This is a genomic window from Kluyvera sp., from assembly GCF_965301105.1.
Genome location: NZ_CBDKZX010000012.1, coordinates 1 through 17,486, shown reverse-complemented (window position 1 = coordinate 17,486; position 17,486 = coordinate 1). Strand labels below are relative to the sequence as shown.

Annotated in this window: 22 protein-coding genes; 6 read left to right on the top strand and 16 right to left on the bottom strand. The window is 55.9% G+C overall.

Features of this window, described 5'->3' with window-relative positions; genetic code table 11:
- Positions 1 to 8 precede the first annotated feature (8 nt).
- On the bottom strand, positions 9 to 395 hold the full coding sequence (locus ACW14G_RS07320) for a winged helix-turn-helix transcriptional regulator (RefSeq protein ID WP_064546910.1): 387 nt from the start codon (positions 393 to 395) through the stop codon (positions 9 to 11).
- 84 nt (positions 396 to 479) lie between these two features.
- On the opposite strand from ACW14G_RS07320, the gene ACW14G_RS07315 reads away from it, so the two are divergent.
- From ACW14G_RS07315 to ACW14G_RS07305, 3 genes are all read left to right on the top strand, one after another.
- Positions 480 to 1,328 (top strand): SDR family oxidoreductase, encoded by an 849-nt coding sequence (locus ACW14G_RS07315; protein WP_249022417.1) that lies wholly within the window; start codon positions 480 to 482, stop codon positions 1,326 to 1,328.
- Positions 1,329 to 1,409: 81 nt separating this feature from the next.
- A complete protein-coding gene (locus ACW14G_RS07310) occupies positions 1,410 to 2,234 on the top strand; it encodes an AraC family transcriptional regulator (protein WP_249022418.1) in 825 nt (274 codons plus the stop codon).
- 75 nt (positions 2,235 to 2,309) lie between these two features.
- Positions 2,310 to 3,275, top strand: a complete 966-nt coding sequence (locus ACW14G_RS07305; RefSeq protein ID WP_167577046.1) for a DMT family transporter — start codon at positions 2,310 to 2,312, stop codon at positions 3,273 to 3,275.
- 3 nt (positions 3,276 to 3,278) lie between these two features.
- Here the strand turns inward: ACW14G_RS07305 and ACW14G_RS07300 are convergent, their stop codons facing one another.
- Positions 3,279 to 4,928 (bottom strand): methyl-accepting chemotaxis protein, encoded by a 1,650-nt coding sequence (locus tag ACW14G_RS07300; protein ID WP_249023375.1) that lies wholly within the window; start codon positions 4,926 to 4,928, stop codon positions 3,279 to 3,281.
- 231 nt (positions 4,929 to 5,159) lie between these two features.
- Between ACW14G_RS07300 and ytfE the strand changes: the two genes are divergently transcribed.
- The gene (ytfE, locus tag ACW14G_RS07295; RefSeq protein WP_167577047.1) at positions 5,160 to 5,822 is read left to right on the top strand and encodes an iron-sulfur cluster repair protein YtfE; all 663 of its coding nucleotides are present in this window, start codon (positions 5,160 to 5,162) and stop codon (positions 5,820 to 5,822) included.
- A gap of 36 nt (positions 5,823 to 5,858) precedes the next feature.
- Here ytfE and nudI read toward each other — a convergent pair whose 3' ends face one another.
- The 3 genes from nudI to fklB form a co-directional block, all read right to left on the bottom strand.
- Positions 5,859 to 6,284 (bottom strand): nucleoside triphosphatase NudI, encoded by a 426-nt coding sequence (gene nudI / locus ACW14G_RS07290; RefSeq protein WP_163445838.1) that lies wholly within the window; start codon positions 6,282 to 6,284, stop codon positions 5,859 to 5,861.
- Positions 6,285 to 6,446: 162 nt separating this feature from the next.
- Positions 6,447 to 7,853: a D-serine/D-alanine/glycine transporter gene (gene cycA, locus ACW14G_RS07285; protein ID WP_163445839.1), complete on the bottom strand. Its 1,407-nt coding sequence runs from the start codon at positions 7,851 to 7,853 to the stop codon at positions 6,447 to 6,449.
- 302 nt (positions 7,854 to 8,155) lie between these two features.
- Positions 8,156 to 8,776 (bottom strand): FKBP-type peptidyl-prolyl cis-trans isomerase, encoded by a 621-nt coding sequence (gene fklB, locus ACW14G_RS07280; protein WP_035893271.1) that lies wholly within the window; start codon positions 8,774 to 8,776, stop codon positions 8,156 to 8,158.
- A gap of 206 nt (positions 8,777 to 8,982) precedes the next feature.
- Between fklB and ACW14G_RS07275 the strand changes: the two genes are divergently transcribed.
- A complete protein-coding gene (locus tag ACW14G_RS07275; protein WP_167577048.1) occupies positions 8,983 to 9,624 on the top strand; it encodes an OapA family protein in 642 nt (213 codons plus the stop codon).
- Positions 9,625 to 9,710: 86 nt separating this feature from the next.
- Here ACW14G_RS07275 and ACW14G_RS07270 read toward each other — a convergent pair whose 3' ends face one another.
- The 5 genes from ACW14G_RS07270 to rpsF form a co-directional block, all read right to left on the bottom strand.
- Positions 9,711 to 10,640, bottom strand: a complete 930-nt coding sequence (locus tag ACW14G_RS07270; RefSeq protein ID WP_163445841.1) for a DMT family transporter — start codon at positions 10,638 to 10,640, stop codon at positions 9,711 to 9,713.
- Between the two features lie 147 nt (positions 10,641 to 10,787).
- On the bottom strand, positions 10,788 to 11,237 hold the full coding sequence (gene rplI, locus ACW14G_RS07265) for a 50S ribosomal protein L9 (protein WP_064546889.1): 450 nt from the start codon (positions 11,235 to 11,237) through the stop codon (positions 10,788 to 10,790).
- Positions 11,238 to 11,278: 41 nt separating this feature from the next.
- Complete coding sequence (rpsR, locus tag ACW14G_RS07260; RefSeq protein WP_000135199.1) at positions 11,279 to 11,506, bottom strand: 30S ribosomal protein S18; 228 nt, start codon at positions 11,504 to 11,506, stop codon at positions 11,279 to 11,281.
- A gap of 4 nt (positions 11,507 to 11,510) precedes the next feature.
- Entirely contained in the window at positions 11,511 to 11,825 is a 315-nt protein-coding gene (gene priB / locus ACW14G_RS07255; RefSeq protein WP_153687702.1) for a primosomal replication protein N, read from the bottom strand.
- Between the two features lie 6 nt (positions 11,826 to 11,831).
- Positions 11,832 to 12,227, bottom strand: coding sequence for a 30S ribosomal protein S6 (rpsF, locus tag ACW14G_RS07250; protein WP_001216676.1), 396 nt, complete (start codon positions 12,225 to 12,227; stop codon positions 11,832 to 11,834).
- Between the two features lie 338 nt (positions 12,228 to 12,565).
- On the opposite strand from rpsF, the gene ACW14G_RS07245 reads away from it, so the two are divergent.
- A complete protein-coding gene (locus ACW14G_RS07245) occupies positions 12,566 to 12,841 on the top strand; it encodes a YdgH/BhsA/McbA family protein (protein ID WP_163445843.1) in 276 nt (91 codons plus the stop codon).
- Between the two features lie 80 nt (positions 12,842 to 12,921).
- Here ACW14G_RS07245 and ACW14G_RS07240 read toward each other — a convergent pair whose 3' ends face one another.
- From ACW14G_RS07240 to ulaA, 6 genes are read right to left on the bottom strand one after another with little or no spacing between them, the layout of a single operon-like run.
- Positions 12,922 to 13,605 carry an L-ribulose-5-phosphate 4-epimerase gene (locus ACW14G_RS07240; RefSeq protein ID WP_223803446.1) on the bottom strand — a complete coding sequence of 228 codons (684 nt, stop codon included), beginning with the start codon at positions 13,603 to 13,605 and terminating at the stop codon, positions 12,922 to 12,924.
- The gene (locus ACW14G_RS07235; RefSeq protein ID WP_167577049.1) at positions 13,605 to 14,459 is read right to left on the bottom strand and encodes an L-ribulose-5-phosphate 3-epimerase; all 855 of its coding nucleotides are present in this window, start codon (positions 14,457 to 14,459) and stop codon (positions 13,605 to 13,607) included. The genes ACW14G_RS07240 and ACW14G_RS07235 overlap by 1 nt, the downstream gene beginning before the upstream one ends.
- A gap of 10 nt (positions 14,460 to 14,469) precedes the next feature.
- Entirely contained in the window at positions 14,470 to 15,120 is a 651-nt protein-coding gene (locus tag ACW14G_RS07230) for a 3-keto-L-gulonate-6-phosphate decarboxylase UlaD (RefSeq protein WP_163445846.1), read from the bottom strand.
- Positions 15,121 to 15,132: 12 nt separating this feature from the next.
- A complete protein-coding gene (gene ulaC, locus ACW14G_RS07225; protein WP_167577050.1) occupies positions 15,133 to 15,600 on the bottom strand; it encodes a PTS ascorbate transporter subunit IIA in 468 nt (155 codons plus the stop codon).
- Between the two features lie 9 nt (positions 15,601 to 15,609).
- Entirely contained in the window at positions 15,610 to 15,915 is a 306-nt protein-coding gene (ulaB, locus tag ACW14G_RS07220) for a PTS ascorbate transporter subunit IIB (protein ID WP_163445848.1), read from the bottom strand.
- A gap of 11 nt (positions 15,916 to 15,926) precedes the next feature.
- Entirely contained in the window at positions 15,927 to 17,327 is a 1,401-nt protein-coding gene (gene ulaA / locus ACW14G_RS07215) for a PTS ascorbate transporter subunit IIC (protein WP_249022420.1), read from the bottom strand.
- Positions 17,328 to 17,486: the final 159 nt, after the last annotated feature.

Sequence of the window (17,486 nt, the reverse complement as noted above, 5' to 3'; positions counted from 1 at the left end):
CAGACGTTTTACGCCTGTGTCGGGCTCTGTTGCGCCATCACCATTGGCAAGTTCACCTCAATCCAGTCCGCCAGCGCCGCCACCTTTTCGCTCACCTCTTCTCCCAACGGGGTCAGGCTATACTCTACATGCGGCGGTACCACCGGGTAGGAAACGCGGTTGATAAAGCCATCCTGCTCAAGCGCCTGCAACGACTGGGCGAGCATTTTTTCACTCACGCCGCCCATTTTACGCCGCAGGTCGCTAAATCGGTGCGTGCCCTCACGCAGCGCCACCAGAATCAGCACGCCCCAGCGGCTGGTCACATGTTTGAGTACGTCTCGCGAGGGACAGCGCTCGGCAAACAAATTGCCGTTACGCATCTTTTGCGTCAGCGTCGGATTATTTTCTTTCATACTTACCTTTCCGTACGTACTTACTAAAAGTTAGTTATGGTGTTAGCTTACCACAACATCATACGAACACGAAGGAGAATACCCATGATCGCGATTACCGGAGCCACCGGCCAACTGGGCCAACAGGTGTTTGCTAACCTACTCAACACCACTGCCGCCAACCAACTCGTTGCCGTTGTCCGTAACCCGGCAAAAGCCGAAGCGCTAAGCCAGAAAGGCGTCGTTGTGCGTCAGGCCGATTACGGCGACGAAGCGGCGTTAACCAGGGCCCTGCAAGGTGTCGATAAGCTGCTGATTATCTCCTCCAGCGAAGTCGGCCAGCGCGCGCCGCAGCACCGCAATATCATCAACGCCGCGAAAGCCGCAGGCGTAAAATTCATCGCCTATACCAGCCTGCTGCACGCCGACACTTCTCCGCTGGGGCTGGCCGACGAGCACGTCGCCACGGAAAAAATGCTGGCCGACTCCGGCATTCCTTTCGCGCTGCTGCGCAACGGCTGGTATACCGAAAACTATCTGGCGAGCGCGCCTGCCGCACTGGAACACGGTGTGTTTATCGGGGCTGCCGGTGAAGGCAAAATCGCCTCCGCGACCCGCGCCGATTACGCCGCTGCCGCCGCGCGCGTGATAGCCGAAGACGGTCATGCCGGGAAGGTGTACGAACTGGCGGGCGACCACGGCTGGACGCTGAGTGAACTGGCCGCGGAACTGGCAAAACAGAGTGGTAAGAACGTGGTTTACCAGAACCTGAGCCAGGCGGATTTTGCCGCCGCGCTGAAGAGCGTTGGCCTGCCTGCCGGACTGGCTGACATGCTCGCAGACTCAGACGTCGGCGCCTCTAAAGGCGGCCTGTTCGACGACAGCCATACCCTCAGCAAACTGATTGGTCGCCCTAGCACGCCCCTTGCCGAGAGCGTCAAAGGTATCCTGTAAGCGTTAAGGATAGGTTAAATGGGGTAGCGCCTCCGCAGGTCATCTCTGATAATGAAGGGATGACCCGGAGGGAGAAGTGACGTGGAAGGCGTACCAGAACAGTTCAACGACGAGAAAGACAGCGCGCGCTTTCGCCACCTGGCGCAGGTGCCGGGCTTAGAGCTGTATCATGCCCATATCTCGCGTTACGCCTTTGAGCCTCACACCCACGAAGCGTTTGGTATCGGCGTGATTGAAGCCGGGGCCGAACGCTTTCGTTATCGTGGTACCCAGCATGTCGCGCCCACCCACTCTATCGTCACCATGAATCCGGACGAGCTGCATACCGGCGAAGCAGAAACCGCCGACGGCTGGCGTTACCGGATGATTTATCTCGACCCCGATCTGCTTGAAAGCGTCACCGGCATTCGCCACTGGTGGTTTGCAGATGCTACTCGTCACGATCCGCTTCGCGCGCTGCAAATTGGCCGCCAGATCCATGCCTTATGGCACACCGACGATCCGCTGGCGCAGAAAGGGCTGCTGCTGGATTTAATCGATACATTCCAGCCGCTGGCCTGTCACACGCCGGTACTGGCCGAAGGAATTCACCGCTTCGCCCACGTCCGCGACTATCTGTACGACAACTACATGCATCCGATCACGCTCGATGAGCTGGCGAACGTCGCGGCGCTGAGCCCGTGGCACTTCCAGCGCCAGTTTAAGGCCCACTTCCACGTCACGCCGCACCAGATGCTGATGGCGGTACGCCTGTGGCGCGCCAAAGAGTTTCTCACCCGCGGCATGCCTGCTGCCGAAGTCGCAGCGGCCACCGGCCTGACCGACCAGTCTCATCTCACCCGAGCCTTTACCCAGCGCTATGGCATTACCCCCGTGCGTTATCAAAAACAGGTCATCCGTCGCTAATCAGCAATCTCGTACAATACTGAATCCATTTCCCCTCCTACACTTTGCGCATGTTTAACCGAAGTGGATATCACGATGATTAGCGGTGTGCTGTACGCCCTGTTAGCGGGTTTGATGTGGGGGCTGATTTTTGTCGGGCCGCTTATCGTGCCGGATTACCCGGCGATATTACAATCGATGGGGCGCTATCTGGCGCTGGGGCTGATTGCCCTGCCGCTGGCCTGGCTGGGCCGCGCACGCCTGTGCCAGCTCACGCGCAAAGACTGGTGGACGGCGCTATGGCTCACCATGATGGGCAACCTGATTTATTACTTCTGCCTGGCCAGCGCGATTCAGCGCACCGGTGCGCCTGTTTCCACGATGATCATCGGCACATTGCCGGTGGTGATACCGGTATTCGCCAACCTGCTTTATAGCCAGCGCGACGGCAAGCTTTCCTGGCTGCGGCTGATGCCCGCCCTGGTACTGATCGGTTTTGGGCTGCTGTGCGTCAACGTCGCCGAGCTGCATCAGGGGCTACCGAACTTTAGCGGCTGGCGCTATGGCTCGGGCATTGCGCTGGCGAGTATTTCGGTGGTGTGCTGGGCATGGTATGCGCTACGCAACGCCCGCTGGCTGCGAGAGAATCCGCATCAGCCGCCATTAATGTGGGCGACCGCACAGGCGCTGGTGACGCTGCCGGTTTCCATCGTGGGCTATATCGCGGCCTGCGCATGGCTAAATACCCAGACGCCGGATTTCTCACTGCCTTTTGGCCCGCGTCCAGCGGTATTTATTGGCCTGATGATGGCCATCGCCGTGCTGTGCTCGTGGGTCGGCGCGCTCTGCTGGAACGTGGCGAGCCAGCGGCTACCGACGGTGATCCTCGGGCCATTGATTGTCTTTGAAACGCTGGCGGGGCTGCTGTACACCTTCCTGTTGCGCCAGGAGATGCCGCCAATATTGACGCTAAGCGGTGTTACACTGCTGGTTATCGGCGTAGTGATTGCGGTGCGCTCGAAACCGCAGAAACCGGCGGTGGTGCCGGTTTCTGAGTCCTGAGGTTTAGAAGGTTTCCCAGTTCGCTTCGCTCAGCGGCGTAGATTTTGCCGCCGGAGCGAAAGCTTTCTTCACCGGTGTGGGCTGGCGCTGCTGCTGGCGGCTGATTTTAAACACGGCTACCGTTTGGTTCAGGCGTGCGGCCTGCTCCTCCAGCGCGGCGGCCGCACTGGCCGACTCTTCCACCAGCGAGGCGTTCTGCTGCGTGACGCGGTCCATCTCGGCAACCGCCTGGCCCACCTGGTCGATACCGCGGCTCTGTTCATCAGAGGCCGAGGCGATTTCGCCCATGATGTCGCTGACGCGGGTCACCGCGTTGACGATCTCCGCCATGGTCTCTCCGGCTTCGTGTACCAGCGCGGAACCGGCGCTGACGCGATTGCCCGAGTCATCAATCAGCGCTTTAATCTCTTTTGCCGCCTGGGCGCTACGCTGCGCCAGCGTACGCACTTCCCCGGCGACCACCGCGAAACCGCGCCCCTGCTCGCCCGCGCGCGCGGCTTCCACCGCGGCATTCAGCGCCAGAATATTGGTCTGGAAGGCAATGCCATCAATCACGTTGGTAATCTGCGCAATTTTGCTGGAACTGGCGGCGATTTCGTCCATTGTGCGCACCACGCCGTCCACCACATTACCGCCCTTCTGCGCCGTTTCCGAAGCGTTATGGGCCAGTTGCGTCGCCTGACGGGCGTTATCGGCGTTCTGCTTCACGGTCGCGGTCAGTTGCTCCATGCTGGCTGCCGTCTCTTCCAGCGACGCCGCCTGTTGCTCGGTGCGCGAAGAGAGATCGTTGCTGCCGGCAGAGATTTCGCCCGCACCGGTATAGATGGTATCTGCGCCTTCACGCACCACGCCTACCGTCTTCGCTAATGATTGCTGCATGTCGTTGACGTTACGCGCCAGAAGGGCCATTTCATTGCTGCCCTCGGTATTGATGTCGTTGGTCAGATCGCCTTCTGCGATATGCCGAATGTGCGCCATCACGCTATGCAACGGCTTGAGCAACACGCGCTGCATGGCTATCCAGCTCACCACTATCACCGCCACCACCAGCAACATGATGGCGCCAAGCGTCCACAGAATACGCACATAGTCGCTTTCATTTTGTTTGATGCCGGCATTCGTCAACGATGCCTGCGCCGCGCGCCAGTCTTGATAGACGGCCTGCATGGCCCGCTGCTTCTGTTCGGCGTTCTGCTTGAACATCTCTTCAAGTTTGCCTTCCGCCAGCAGCTCATTCATACGCGCCAGCGTGGCGGAATAAATACCGTACTGTTTCTCCAGGCTATCCGACAGATGACTATCCAGCCCCGGCGTTTCCGGCAGCGCGTAATATTTGTCGTAATGATGTTTTGCTTCAGCCAACAGATTATTCGCCGTATCGACCAGCGTTTTCAGCTCGCCGCCGTTGACGCTGCTCGCCATCGTCCCCTGCAGACGCAGCATGCCGCGGTTAAGCGTCACGCGAGCCTGGTTAAGGCTAATCCATGCGTCGGTAAACTCGGCCACGTTCTGGCTGGAAAGCTGAGAGACGGTAAAATTCTGCTTATCGTTATTCAGCGCGCGTACAAATACACCGGCTGAAATCATCTGCATCGCGCCCAGCGCGACCAGAACAACAATCAGTACGGTGATTACTTTTATTCTTTTAAACATCATTTGCCTTTTTGTGCAGGTGATCTGAAGTCTCACTATCGGCAGCACGACGGGCTTATTTAATCGATTCAGGTCTTACCAGCGCTATTCTCAATAAGATTCAGCACGTTAAAGGGCAATAATTTTTTGTGACAACCATCACTTAAAATCCTCTCCCCATAAAGGGGTATATCCTCACCATAAAGATGCATTTAAAATGCACCTTATATTATTGATGACGAGGTAACTGCTATGGCCTTTCGCGACCAACCTTTAGGCGAGCTGGCGCTCTCCATCCCACGCGCATCCGCGCTGTTCCGTAAATATGATATGGATTACTGCTGCGGCGGTAAGCAGACGCTTGGCCGTGCGGCCACTCGCAAAGATCTGGACGTTGCCGTGATTGAGGCCGAGCTGGCGAAACTGGCAGAAGAACCGGTGGAAAAAGACTGGCGTGCCGCGCCGTTGGCCGAAATCATCGACCACATCGTGGTGCGTTATCACGACCGTCACCGTGAACAGCTGCCGGAGCTGATTCTGCAGGCGACCAAAGTTGAACGCGTGCACGCCGACAAGCCGAACGTACCGAAAGGGCTGGCCAAATACCTGACCATGCTGCACCAGGAGCTTTCCAGCCATATGATGAAAGAGGAGCAGATTCTGTTCCCGATGATCAAACAGGGGATGGGTAGCCAGGCCATCGGGCCGATTAGCGTAATGGAAAGCGAGCACGATGAAGCGGGCGAACTGCTGGAAGTGATCAAGCACACTACCCAGAACGTCACCATTCCGCCGGAAGCCTGCACCACCTGGAAGGCGATGTACAACGGCATCAACGAGCTGATTGACGACCTGATGGAGCACATCAGCCTCGAGAATAACGTGTTGTTCCCGCGCGCGCTCAAAGGCGAATAACGTTATCCCACGCCTCTCCATTCGGGAGGCGTTTTTTTACAGCAGCCCTTTCTGGCGGAAGGTTTCTCGCGTTGCCACGTTGAGATCCAGCCCCGCTAACGCTTCGGGTTTCACCCAGGCAATCTCCTGAAATTCTTCATTAAACGTCACATCACGATTGGCGCTCACGCAGTCGAAGATGAGATAAATCATATAGATTTGTTCCGTGGTACCGTCAGCGTAGGTTTTCACCCGTACATCGTCACGGAAGGCCCACGGCTTCACCTCGGTAATCTCCAGCGCATCGCCCAGCTCTTCGCGGATTTCGCGACGCAGCGCTTCTTCCATGGTTTCTCCCGCCTCCATGCCGCCACCGGACAGCGCCCACTGGCCGGGGAAAACGCCGCGGTCGTCGGCCATTTTGCACAGCAGGTATTCGCCCTGGTTTTGAATCACCGGGCAAACAATTGTTCTCTGACGCATTTTATCTCCATACGTTTTTCGTTTATGGCTTTGAAATTAGCACGTTGAGAAAAGGGGGGCTACGAGATGGGGCGCAAAAACGAAGAAAGCGCCACAATGGGCGCTTTGTACGGTTTTCCTCTACGGCCCTCTGGGGAGAAGGCCGGAGAGAGGGCAAATATCTTACTTAGCCCGCTGATTCTTACGCAGGAACATCCACCCCAGCCCCAGTACGATGAACCAAATCGGCGTCACCATCAGCGCTTCACGGGTATCGGTTTCCAGCGTCAGCAGGACCAGAACAAAGGCGAAGAACGCCATGCACACCCAGCACATCACCTTGCCCAGCGGCATTTTGTAGATGGATTTTTCATGCAGGTGCGGACGCTGCTTACGGTACACCAGGTAGGAGCACAGAATAATCGTCCAGACGAACATGAACAGAATCGCCGATACGGTGGTGATCATGGTGAAAGCCGCGATTACGCTTGGGTTGACCATCAGCATCACCACGCCGCCCAGCAGGCAGATACAGGAGAAGGTCAGCCCTTTCGCCGGTACCGCACGTTTGGAAAGCTTGGCAAACAGGCTCGGCGCTACGCCGTCCTGCGCCAGACCGAACAGCATACGGCTGGTAGAGAACACGCCGCTGTTGGCGGAAGAGGTCGCTGAGGTCAGCACCACGAAGTTGATAATGCTCGCCGCAGCCGGCAGGCCCACCAGCATGAACAGCTCAACGAACGGGCTCTTATCCGGTACGACTGAACTCCACGGCGTCACGGACATAATCACGATCAGCGCAAAGACGTAGAACATGATGATACGAATCGGAATCGAGTTGATCGCGCGCGGCAGCGATTTCTCCGGATCCTTGGTTTCTGCGGCGGTGGTGCCCACCAGCTCAATACCCACGAACGCAAACACCGCTATCTGGAAGCCAGCAAAGAAACCGCTAATGCCTTTCGGGAACCAGCCGCCGTCGTTCCACAGATGCGCGAACGACGCCTCTACGCCGGTTGGCGAGGTAAAGTGCGTCAGTACCATCACCAGGCCGACGATAATCAGCGCCACAATGGCGACGATTTTGATCATCGCAAACCAGAACTCCATCTCACCAAACATCTTCACGGTGGCGAGGTTGAGGCCCAGCAGCAGCAGGACCACCGCCAGCGAGGCGACCCAGTCAGACAACCCGGGGAACCAGAATTGGGCATAGGCGGTGATCGCGACGACGTCCGCCATCCCGGTGACTACCCAGCAAAACCAGTAGGTCCAGCCGGTGAAATAACCCGCCCACGGGCCGAGCAGATCGGCCGCAAAGTCGCTGAATGATTTATATTCGAGATTGGAGAGCAGCAGCTCACCCATCGCGCGCATGACGAAGAACAGCATAAAACCGATGATCATATAAACAAAGATGATCGACGGCCCTGCGAGACTGATTGTTTTCCCCGAGCCCATAAACAGCCCGGTACCGATGGCGCCGCCAATCGCAATCAACTGAATATGTCGGTTAGTAAGGTTTCGCCGTAGCGACTGTTCAGCCGGCTCCTGCTCTGAAGCAGCAGCGACTTTGATCTGATCAACCATGTGATTTTCTTCCTGTTGTTTCTGTCTGTGTTGTGCGGGCTCTACTGGCCCTTTATGTCGTCATGCAAAACGATCCCGGTTATAGGATGTCTCGATATTAGGTAAGAATCGGAGGGATGAATACTATGATTTAAATATAATGTTAATTTTATGTTTAAAGTGAGTGTTATATCACCTCACCTATGGGAAACAGCTCACAAAAATACACGCAACAGCGGCATTTGCAAGATTAAATCCCAGGATATATCAAACTTAAGGATTTTATATCCTCCCCCCAGGCGGAGAGAGGATAAATGCCAGAATTACAGGATTTCCAGCAACTCAACTTCAAAGACCAGCGTGCTGAACGGAGGGATAGAAGCCCCCGCGCCGCGCTCGCCGTAGGCCAGGCTGTGAGGGATAGTCAGTTCCCACTTAGAGCCGACTGGCATCAGGGTCAACGCTTCAATCCAGCCAGCGATAACGCCGTTAACCGGGAACTCAGCTGGTTCGCCGCGTGCCACGGAGCTGTCGAAGACGGTGCCGTCGATCAGTTTACCGGTGTAGTGTACGCGAACGTGATCGGTACGCGCCGGGATTGCCCCCTCGCCCTGAGTCAGTACGCGGAACTGCAGGCCGGACTCGGTGCTGTTCACGCCTTCTTTCTCACGGTTTTCTTCCAGATATTTCACGCCGTCTTCCGCCATCGCGGCAAAACGCTCGCGACGCACCGCATCAGCGCGTTCGTGGATTTCACGCAGCGCGCGATGAACAACGTCTACCGGCACAGCAGGCTGCTTGCCTTCCAGCGCATCGGCGATACCGGCAACCAGTGCTTCTGGCAGTAAACCCTGCAAACCGGACTCGCTTAGCTGCTGTCCTACCTGCAGGCCGATACCGTAGCTTGCCTGTGCTTCAATGGTGTCAAAAGTCGGGGTGGCCATCGTCTTTCCTTTCTTCGGGTATAAAGTAGCGGGCAGCATAGCAGCCACGCCGCACAGGGTAAAACTTTGTGTCAGGAAAGATGACAAATTGCCGGGAAAAAGAAACAATACCGATCGCCCATAGGATATGATGAGAGAACGCTTTAGCACGTTCATCAGGCAGTTATCTATAATGGATAGCAATGACACGGAGCAGGAGGAGAGCCATGCCCGGGAGATTTGAACTAAAACCTTTGCTGGAGAAGATCTGGCACGCGCCGGACAATCTTCGCATCCTGGATCCGTTGCCGCTTGCACACCGCCGAGGTGTGATTGTCGCTGCCCTGGCCATCATTGTCGGGTTCCTGTTGCCTTCCGCTGACGACGCCCCGGTGACGCCGGTCAGCCGTACCGCACAGCTCGACTTCCAGTCGCAGTCACAGCCGCAGCCCGACGCGCAGCCTTTGCATGCCCAACTGGTGACGCCGTCTAACGACCTCGACCAGGTCGCCCCGGTCGCACCCGAGCCGGTGCAGGAAGAGCAGCCAAATGAACAGGAGCAGGCCCCTGTTTCGCGCACTCAGCCGTACCAGGAAAGCAGCAGCAGTACCGAATGGCGAACCTATCAGGTTGAGGCAGGGAAAACGATGGCGCAGCTGTTCCGCGACAATAATCTGCCGCCGACTGACGTTTACGCGATGGCGCAGGTAGAAGGGGCAGGCAAACCGCTCAGCAACCTCAAAAACGGACAAAAGGTACAGATTCGTAAGAACGCCAACGGCGTGGTGACCGGACTGACCATTGAATCCGATAACGGGCAGGTGCTGTTTACCCGTCAGGCGGACGGCAGCTTTATTCGCGCCCGCTAAACACACACAGTGCCGGATGGCGGCTGCGCCTTATCCGGCCTACACACGCGGTAAACGTAAGCCTGATAAGCGCAGCGCTATCAGGCTTACCGCTTAACCTTATTCACCCACCAAATCCCCGAACACACCAGCACCAGCGCAATCGCATATTTCCATTCGAGAATATTTTCCCCGAGGAAAATTGCCGATAGCACCGACCCCGATACCGGAATCAGGAAGTTAAACGGCGCGATCATCCCGACGCGGTTGTACTTAAGCAGGATACTCCACAGCGCAAAGGCCACCGAGGAGAGCAGCGTCAGGTAGCCGAGAATCGCCACCGAGGAGAGACCGTGGAAGGTCAGCGTGCCGCCGCTCAGGTAGCCGCCAATCACCAGCGCCAGGCCGCCAATCGCCAGCTGATAGCCGGTCATTACCGTCGGGTCGACCGTCTGGGAAATGCGCTTACCGTACAGCGATGCCGCCGACAGGATAAACGCCGCCAGCACCACCGAACCATCGCCCAGCAGGCTAAAGCTGAAGTCCATCAGGCCGCTGTTGAAGTTCACCACCATCACCCCGGCAAACCCGAGAATACAGCCCAGCGTCTTGTTATAGCTGAGTTTGTCGTTCTGGTAGATGAAGTGCGCCAGCAGCACGCTGAAGAAGGTTCCGGTCGCATTCATGATGGACCCTTTCACCCCGGTGGTGAAGGCCAGACCGATGTAGAAGAAGATGTACTGTAGCGAGGTCTGCGTGAGCCCCAGCAGCGTGAGCTGGCCGAACTGGCGCGGGCTTAAACGTGCGATAGGCTTTCGCTGCGCCATCGCCAGCAGCAACAGCAGCAGTCCGGCAAACAGAAAGCGGTAGCCGGCAAAAACGATTTTAGTCGGGATATCGTCGGCAGCAATCTGGAAAATTTCGTATCCGCTCTTGATCGCCGGATAAGCACTGCCCCACAGCAGACAGCAGAAAGCGGCACAGAGGTAGACAACGTTCTTGCGGGAAAATAGCGGATGCTGGCGGAGAGTGTCCATTCTTTCACCAAAAAATTAAAATATTGTTTTAATTTTTTGATTATCGCGAAAAGGATGAAAAATAGCCAGTCGAAAAGTGGTGGCTCAGAAAGGCAAAACGCCGGCACGAGGCCGGCGTCTTGTTGTTATCAAAACGTGGGTTGCAGATTACTCAGCAACAACGTTGATGATAACTTTAGCGAACACTTCGCTGTGAACCTGGAAGTCCACTTCATGCTCACCAGTGGTACGCAGAACGCCGTTCGGCAGACGAACTTCGCTCTTAGCAACTTTAACGCCAGCTGCAGTTACAGCGTCAGCGATGTCGCGAGTACCGATGGAACCGAACAGTTTACCTTCGTCGCCAGCTTTAGACGCGATGGTTACGGATTCCAGTGCGTTGATCTGCGCAGCACGAGCTTCAGCAGCAGACAGAACGTCAGCCAGTTTGGCTTCCAGTTCAGCGCGGCGTGCTTCGAAGAATTCAACGTTTTTCTTGGTAGCAGGAACAGCTTTACCCTGCGGGACCAGGAAGTTACGAGCGTAGCCCGCTTTAACGTTAACCTGATCACCCAGGCTACCCAGGTTTGCTACTTTATCAAGCAGAATAACTTGCATTACCTTATCCTCTCAAAGTCGTATTAATGGACCGTGACCGATTACTGATGACGATCAGTGTACGGCAGCAGGGACAGGTAGCGAGCGCGTTTGATAGCGCGAGCCAGCTGACGCTGGTATTTTGCACGGGTACCGGTGATACGGCTTGGGACAATCTTACCGCTTTCGGTGATGTAGTTTTTCAGCGTAGCGATATCTTTATAGTCGATCTCTTGAACGCCTTCCGCGGTGAAACGGCAGAACTTGCGACGACGGAAATAACGTGCCATATGGCTAGTCTCCAGAATCTATCAATTCAATCTGCTCGGCATGCAGAACCATTTTGCTCAGGCCGTTCTTTGCCTTGTGGCAAGAGATGAACCCCTGAACGGTTACTGCGCTACCGACCGTTATACTGTGAGTAATGGCCTGGTTTTCGTGTCCGCTAATAATAACGGGCATTTGGCACCACGCCTGCCGGTGAAAACCGGCTTCCTCCTGCACAGAACGATGCTCAAGCACGAACTGGCAATGAGGAATTCCTGATGGACTGACCTTTCGAAGGGGAGCCCTGCACACGGTGCCGGACAACACCAGACGGTTGGTCATCAGAAATTACTCTTCAGAATCCCCAGCTTCAGCATCATCTGCGGTTTCGTTAGCGAAATCATCGCGACGTTCACGACGCTCGTCTTTCGCTTTAACCATCGGAGATGCTTCGGTAACAGCGTGTTTAGTACGCATAACCATGCTGCGGATAACGGCATCGTTGAAGCGGAAGGTAGTTTCCAGCTCATCGATCACTTCCTGCGGCGCTTCAACGTTCATCAGAACGTAGTGAGCTTTGTGCAGTTTGTTGATCGGGTAAGCCAGCTGACGGCGGCCCCAGTCTTCCAGACGGTGGATCTTGCCTTCTGCACCAGTGATGGCAGCAGTGTAGCGCTCGATCATGCCCGGAACCTGTTCGCTCTGGTCAGGATGGACCATAAAAACGATTTCGTAATGACGCATCGAATTGCTCCTTACGGATTATTCAGCCTCCTGTCTGGGTCAGCCGCGGCCCATGGAGGCAAGGAACGTGTTAAAGGGCGGCTGAAAAATTGACGCGTCATAATACTGGCCTCCCCCCTGAAACTCAAGCTAATTGCACAAAAAGTTCGCACAAAGCGTGAAGTTGATCTAAGTAGATGATTTAAAATTGAACAGTAACGGATGATGCATTTTTTTGAACGACAGCATCAGAAATGGTCGCGATACATCCGCTAAAGAGTGATTACACTTAAATCAGAAGCCCCCCACCACCACAGGAGAGCCGAGTAACCGTCAGGACCGTGAGTCAGGAGTCGAGTATGAAAAACATCATGATTGCCATTATCGCTACGCTACTGGTTAGCGCCAGCGCACAGGCCGCCATTAAGATCGATGGCCGTCAGGCGCGTAACATGGACGATGTTCACAGCCTGGGGGTTATCTATATCAATCATAATATCGCCACTGAGCAAGAGGCCGATCGGGCGCTCAGTCAGGAGAGCGATGCTCAGGGAGCAAAATACTTCCAGCCAATCCTGGTGCATGAACCGGGCAGCGACGGCTTGATCCACGCCAGCGCCGCGCTGTATCGCTAATAGCGATAAAAAAGGCTCCGGAATCAGACCCGTCACATCCCAGGGATGTACAGATTCCGGAGCCACATTAGTGCCGCCTGCTACTGTCCGTAGTAGGCATTTGGCCCATGTTTACGCATAAAGTGTTTATTCATGAGATAGCCGTCGATGGGGCTGAGCGCTGGGTTAATCCCGCGCGCAATCCACGCCATTCGAGCCACCTCTTCCATCACCACGGCGTTATGCACCGCATCGTGCGCGTCCTTACCCCAGGCAAACGGGCCGTGCTGATAAACTACAACGCCTGGCGTATGCAGTGGTTCAACGTCGCCCAACGTTTCGATAATCACCTTACCCGTGTTCAGCTCATACTCCCCCTGCACTTCAACCTCGCTCAGGCCGCGGGTACAGGGTATATCGCCAAAGAAGTAGTCGGCATGAGTGGTGCCCAGCGCCGGGATCGCCAATCCGGCTTGCGCCCAGGCCGTGGCGTGAGTCGAGTGGGTATGCACGACGCCGCCAAGCGATGGGTAGCGTTGATATAGCGCCAGATGCGTGGCGGTATCGGAAGAGGGCCGAAACCGCCCTTCCACCACGTTTCCAGCCATATCAACCACCACCATGTCGTCCACGCTCATCGTCTCATAGGCGACGCCGCTGGGTTTGATCACTATCACGCCGCGCTCGCGGTCAATCGCACTGACGTTGCCCCAGGTAAAGGTCACCAGCCCGTAGCGCGGCAGATCCATATTGGCTTCAAACACTTGCTGCTTTAGCGTTTTCATTATGCCGCCTCCAGCAAACCGGCGCGGGCCATCCGCGCTTTCACCCAATCGCGGGCTTTCGCCACTTCCGCCAGCGGATCGGCAGCTGTTTCGCTCCACATTTCAATCAGATAGGGTCCGCAGTAGCCGCTTTCCCGCAGCGTGGTGAAGCAACGTTCGAAATCGACAACGCCTTCACCAAAGGGCACGTTCTTGAAAACGCCGGGTTTCGTGTCCTTCACGTGTACGGCCACAATGTGCCCCATCCCCGCCTGAAGCTCCATCTGTACATCGTTATCCCACGCCGACAGGTTGCCGATGTCGGGATAGAGCTGGAACCACGGATTATTGAGGTAGTGCGCGTAACCCAACGCTTTGCTGATCGAGTTCATCAACGGGTAATCCATGATCTCCATCGCCAGCGTCACCTGCGCACGACTGGCCATTTCAACGCTCTCTTTGAGCCCGTCACGGAAGCGACGGCGCGTTTCATCGTTCGCCTGCTGGTAGTAAACGTCGTAGCCCGCCAGTTGAATTACCCGAATGCCGATATCCTGGGCAAACTGGATGGCTTTACGCATGATCTCCAGCCCCTGGTTGCGAACGGCGTCATCTTCACTGCCGAGCGGGAAACGGCGATGGGCGCTCAGGCACATCGACGGTACGCGTACGCCGGTTTCGGCAATCGCGCTCACCAGCGCTAAGCGCTGCTCGCGGCTCCAGTCGAGACGCGCCAGGCGCTCGTCGGTTTCATCAACCGACATTTCAACAAAATCAAAACCCAGCGTTTTCGCCAGCCGCAGACGTTCGAGCCAGCACTCCCCGGCAGGGAGCGCTTTTTCGTAGATGCCAAGCGGCGTTTGTTTCGACAACATAGGCCGCTCCTTAGCCCCAGAGCTGAGCAATAGAACGCTTAAACTGACGCGCCGCTTCCACCGGGGATGCCGCATCACGAATGCTGCGCCCGGCGATAAAGACGTGGATTGGAATGCCGGCGAATAGCGGCAGGTCTTCCAGTGCCAGCCCACCGGTGACGGTGACTTTAAAGCCCATATCCGCCAGACGCTTAATCGCGCTGATATCCGCGTCACTCCACGCCACGCCCGCGGCCTGCGCATCGCGACTGCGGTGATAGACAACCTGCTGAATACCCGCATTGCGCCATTCCTGTGCCTGTTCCCAGGTCCAGAAACCGGTTAACTCGATCTGCACGTCGCCGCTAAACTCTTTCGCCACCTCCAGCGCGCCTTTGGCAGTGTTGATATCAGCACAGCAGATCACGGTGACCCAGTCGGCGTTGGCCTCAAAACACATACGGGAGAGAATTTTGCCCGCATCGGCGATTTTGGCGTCCGCCAGCACGATTTTATGCGGGTACAGCGCCTTCAGATCGCGGACGGCGCGTACGCCTTCACCCACGCAAAGAATGGTGCCAACCTCGATAATATCGACCTCTTCCGCAATCAGGCGGGTGGTTTCATAAGCGTGGGACAGCGTCTGGTTATCCAGCGCCACCTGCAACATTGGTAATGACATTTTGATTCTCCCTTACACAGCCGCCGCGGTGGCGCTATCGATTAAATCCAGAACATCCTGCTCGCTGCGGCAGGCGCGTAAACGGTCGAAGTTAGCTTCATCTTCAAACAGATTGACGATCTGCATGATGCCGTCTTCCTGATGCGTGCGGGCATCTACCGCCGCCAGCGTAATAAGGATATCGACCGGATCGTTATCTTCATGGTTGAACACCAACGGTGTTTTCAGCGTGACCAGCGCAAAGCCGTTTTTCTTCACCCCTTCCTCTGGCCGGCCATGCGGCATAGCCAGGCCTGGCGCAATCACAAAATAGGGGCCAAAACGCTCCACGCCGTCGAGGATGGCCTGGAAGTAGCGAGGCTCAACCACCTCGGCCCCCACCAGCAGGTCAACGCCCAGTTTGACCGCCTCCTGCCAGCTGTTCGCTTCTGCCTGCAGGCGGATGGAATGATTTTCCGCCAATGAATCACGTAGCTTCATGACTGACCCTTACTTAACGTCTTTCGGAAAATGCGCGTTGATCACTTCCATCAGCTTCGGGCCAAAATCAGCCGCCGAGAGCATGTTGCGCACCCCTACCACGTATTTGTTGCCGGAGACGGTGATTTCGCTCGCCACATGGGTGGAGGCAATAATGATATCGGCTCCGCTGAGTTCACTTTTGTACTCGCCGACGGCGCAGCTGTTTACCGTATGGTCTACGCCCTGCTCTTTGAGGAACTGGTCGACTTTCATTTTCATAATCATGGAGCTGCCTTGCCCACAACCACATACAGCCAGGATACGTACGGTCATAATCACACTCCTTAGTGAGCAGAAACTTCTGCCATTTGTTTTTGTGCATCTTCCTCGGCGCGCAGGCTGCGGCCAGCGAAGAACATATAAGCCAGGGCAATCACGATAATGACGGCCATAAAAATCAGTCCAATCGAGGCAAAGCCCTGCATCATCGGTGGCGCCAGAATCGACCAGTCAGCCATGCCCATCCAGGCGCTCATGCCGGTGAGTTTCACCGCCCACACGCAGCCGAAGATTTCAATCATCCCCATCACCAGACAAATTTTGAGCGCCGCTCGCCAGCCGCCAAAGTGGTTCGCGAACACGCCAATGGTGGCGTTGGAGAAAAACATCGGGATAAAGCCAGGAATAATCAGGATGGAAGAGCCGCAGGCCACCAGGATGCCAACGGCAATCAACTGGCCGATGGTGCCCCACATAAAGCCCCACACCACGGCATTCGGTGCAAAGCTATAGATGGCGGCGCAGTCAATCGCCAACACGGCGCCGGGGATCAGCCGCTGGGAGATGCCGTTAAAGGCCTCCGAAAGCTCGGCGACGAACATGCGTACGCCCTGGGTAATGATGAAAATCGCCACGGCAAACGAGAAGCCGGTTTGCAGGATATAGATAGACCAGTGGGTCTTACCGGCCATGGCCTGCACCACGTCAAGGCCGAAGGAGAGCAGAATGGCGCCGAAAAAGACGGTCATCACAATCGCCGTCGAGACGATATTGTCATGGAAAATATTCAGCCACCCCGGCAGTTTTAACTCTTCAACGCTCTCCTCTTTTTTACCGAGATACGGCGCTACCTTGTAGGCAATCCACGACGCGAACTGCTGTTGGTGGCCGATGGAGAAGCCGCAATTATCCGTCACTTCCTGAGTCGGCTTGTACATCATGTTGGAGGTAACCCCCCAGTAGAGCGACACCAGCACCGCGGTGCAGATAATGGTGGTCCACATGGAATAACCACAGATATAGAAGAACACGGCGATAAGCCCGGCCTGCTGGAACATGATGTGGCCGGTGAGCATGATGGTGCGGATGCCGGTAATTCGCCGCAGCAGCACGTAGCAGATGTTCAGCGCCAGCGCGAGCAGCACCGCATATCCCACCCAGCTATAGGCCTCGCCCATACGTTCAATGGTCGCCATCATGGATGCGTAGGTATCGGAAATCGCGCCGTTGATGCCATAAACCTCAGACATTTTCGCCACCACCGGTTTAAAGGTGCTGGTCAGAATGCCGGAACCCGCCTGCAGCAGCATAAAACCGATAATGGTTTTGATGGTGCCCTTGATAATCACGCTCACGCTTTTACGCAGCAGGATGTAGCCGATACAGGTCACGATACCCAGCAGCAGCGGGGCGTTGGTCATCACCTGGTTAAAAAAGACGGTAAAGATGTTGTAGAGGATCTCCATAACGCTCTCCAGTAAATGAGGATGCTGAACCGACAGCCCTGTTCAGCCGGGTGCTAAACACTCTAATAATCAAAAATAATCACAACAAGATTTAATTTGATTAAGTGTGACGGACGCCGCAATAATAAGCTTATGCTTAACATGGAATAGTGACCTCTT

Coding starts and splice junctions, on each gene's coding strand:
- ACW14G_RS07320 (WP_064546910.1), bottom strand. CDS start 395: ATGAAAGAAAATAATCCGACGCTGACGCAAAAGATGCGTAACGGCAAT.
- ACW14G_RS07315 (WP_249022417.1), top strand. CDS start 480: ATGATCGCGATTACCGGAGCCACCGGCCAACTGGGCCAACAGGTGTTT.
- ACW14G_RS07305 (WP_167577046.1), top strand. CDS start 2,310: ATGATTAGCGGTGTGCTGTACGCCCTGTTAGCGGGTTTGATGTGGGGG.
- ACW14G_RS07300 (WP_249023375.1), bottom strand. CDS start 4,928: ATGTTTAAAAGAATAAAAGTAATCACCGTACTGATTGTTGTTCTGGTC.
- ytfE (WP_167577047.1), top strand. CDS start 5,160: ATGGCCTTTCGCGACCAACCTTTAGGCGAGCTGGCGCTCTCCATCCCA.
- nudI (WP_163445838.1), bottom strand. CDS start 6,284: ATGCGTCAGAGAACAATTGTTTGCCCGGTGATTCAAAACCAGGGCGAA.
- cycA (WP_163445839.1), bottom strand. CDS start 7,853: ATGGTTGATCAGATCAAAGTCGCTGCTGCTTCAGAGCAGGAGCCGGCT.
- fklB (WP_035893271.1), bottom strand. CDS start 8,776: ATGGCCACCCCGACTTTTGACACCATTGAAGCACAGGCAAGCTACGGT.
- ACW14G_RS07275 (WP_167577048.1), top strand. CDS start 8,983: ATGCCCGGGAGATTTGAACTAAAACCTTTGCTGGAGAAGATCTGGCAC.
- ACW14G_RS07270 (WP_163445841.1), bottom strand. CDS start 10,640: ATGGACACTCTCCGCCAGCATCCGCTATTTTCCCGCAAGAACGTTGTC.
- rplI (WP_064546889.1), bottom strand. CDS start 11,237: ATGCAAGTTATTCTGCTTGATAAAGTAGCAAACCTGGGTAGCCTGGGT.
- rpsR (WP_000135199.1), bottom strand. CDS start 11,506: ATGGCACGTTATTTCCGTCGTCGCAAGTTCTGCCGTTTCACCGCGGAA.
- priB (WP_153687702.1), bottom strand. CDS start 11,825: ATGACCAACCGTCTGGTGTTGTCCGGCACCGTGTGCAGGGCTCCCCTT.
- rpsF (WP_001216676.1), bottom strand. CDS start 12,227: ATGCGTCATTACGAAATCGTTTTTATGGTCCATCCTGACCAGAGCGAA.
- ACW14G_RS07245 (WP_163445843.1), top strand. CDS start 12,566: ATGAAAAACATCATGATTGCCATTATCGCTACGCTACTGGTTAGCGCC.
- ACW14G_RS07240 (WP_223803446.1), bottom strand. CDS start 13,605: ATGAAAACGCTAAAGCAGCAAGTGTTTGAAGCCAATATGGATCTGCCG.
- ACW14G_RS07235 (WP_167577049.1), bottom strand. CDS start 14,459: ATGTTGTCGAAACAAACGCCGCTTGGCATCTACGAAAAAGCGCTCCCT.
- ACW14G_RS07230 (WP_163445846.1), bottom strand. CDS start 15,120: ATGTCATTACCAATGTTGCAGGTGGCGCTGGATAACCAGACGCTGTCC.
- ulaC (WP_167577050.1), bottom strand. CDS start 15,600: ATGAAGCTACGTGATTCATTGGCGGAAAATCATTCCATCCGCCTGCAG.
- ulaB (WP_163445848.1), bottom strand. CDS start 15,915: ATGACCGTACGTATCCTGGCTGTATGTGGTTGTGGGCAAGGCAGCTCC.
- ulaA (WP_249022420.1), bottom strand. CDS start 17,327: ATGGAGATCCTCTACAACATCTTTACCGTCTTTTTTAACCAGGTGATG.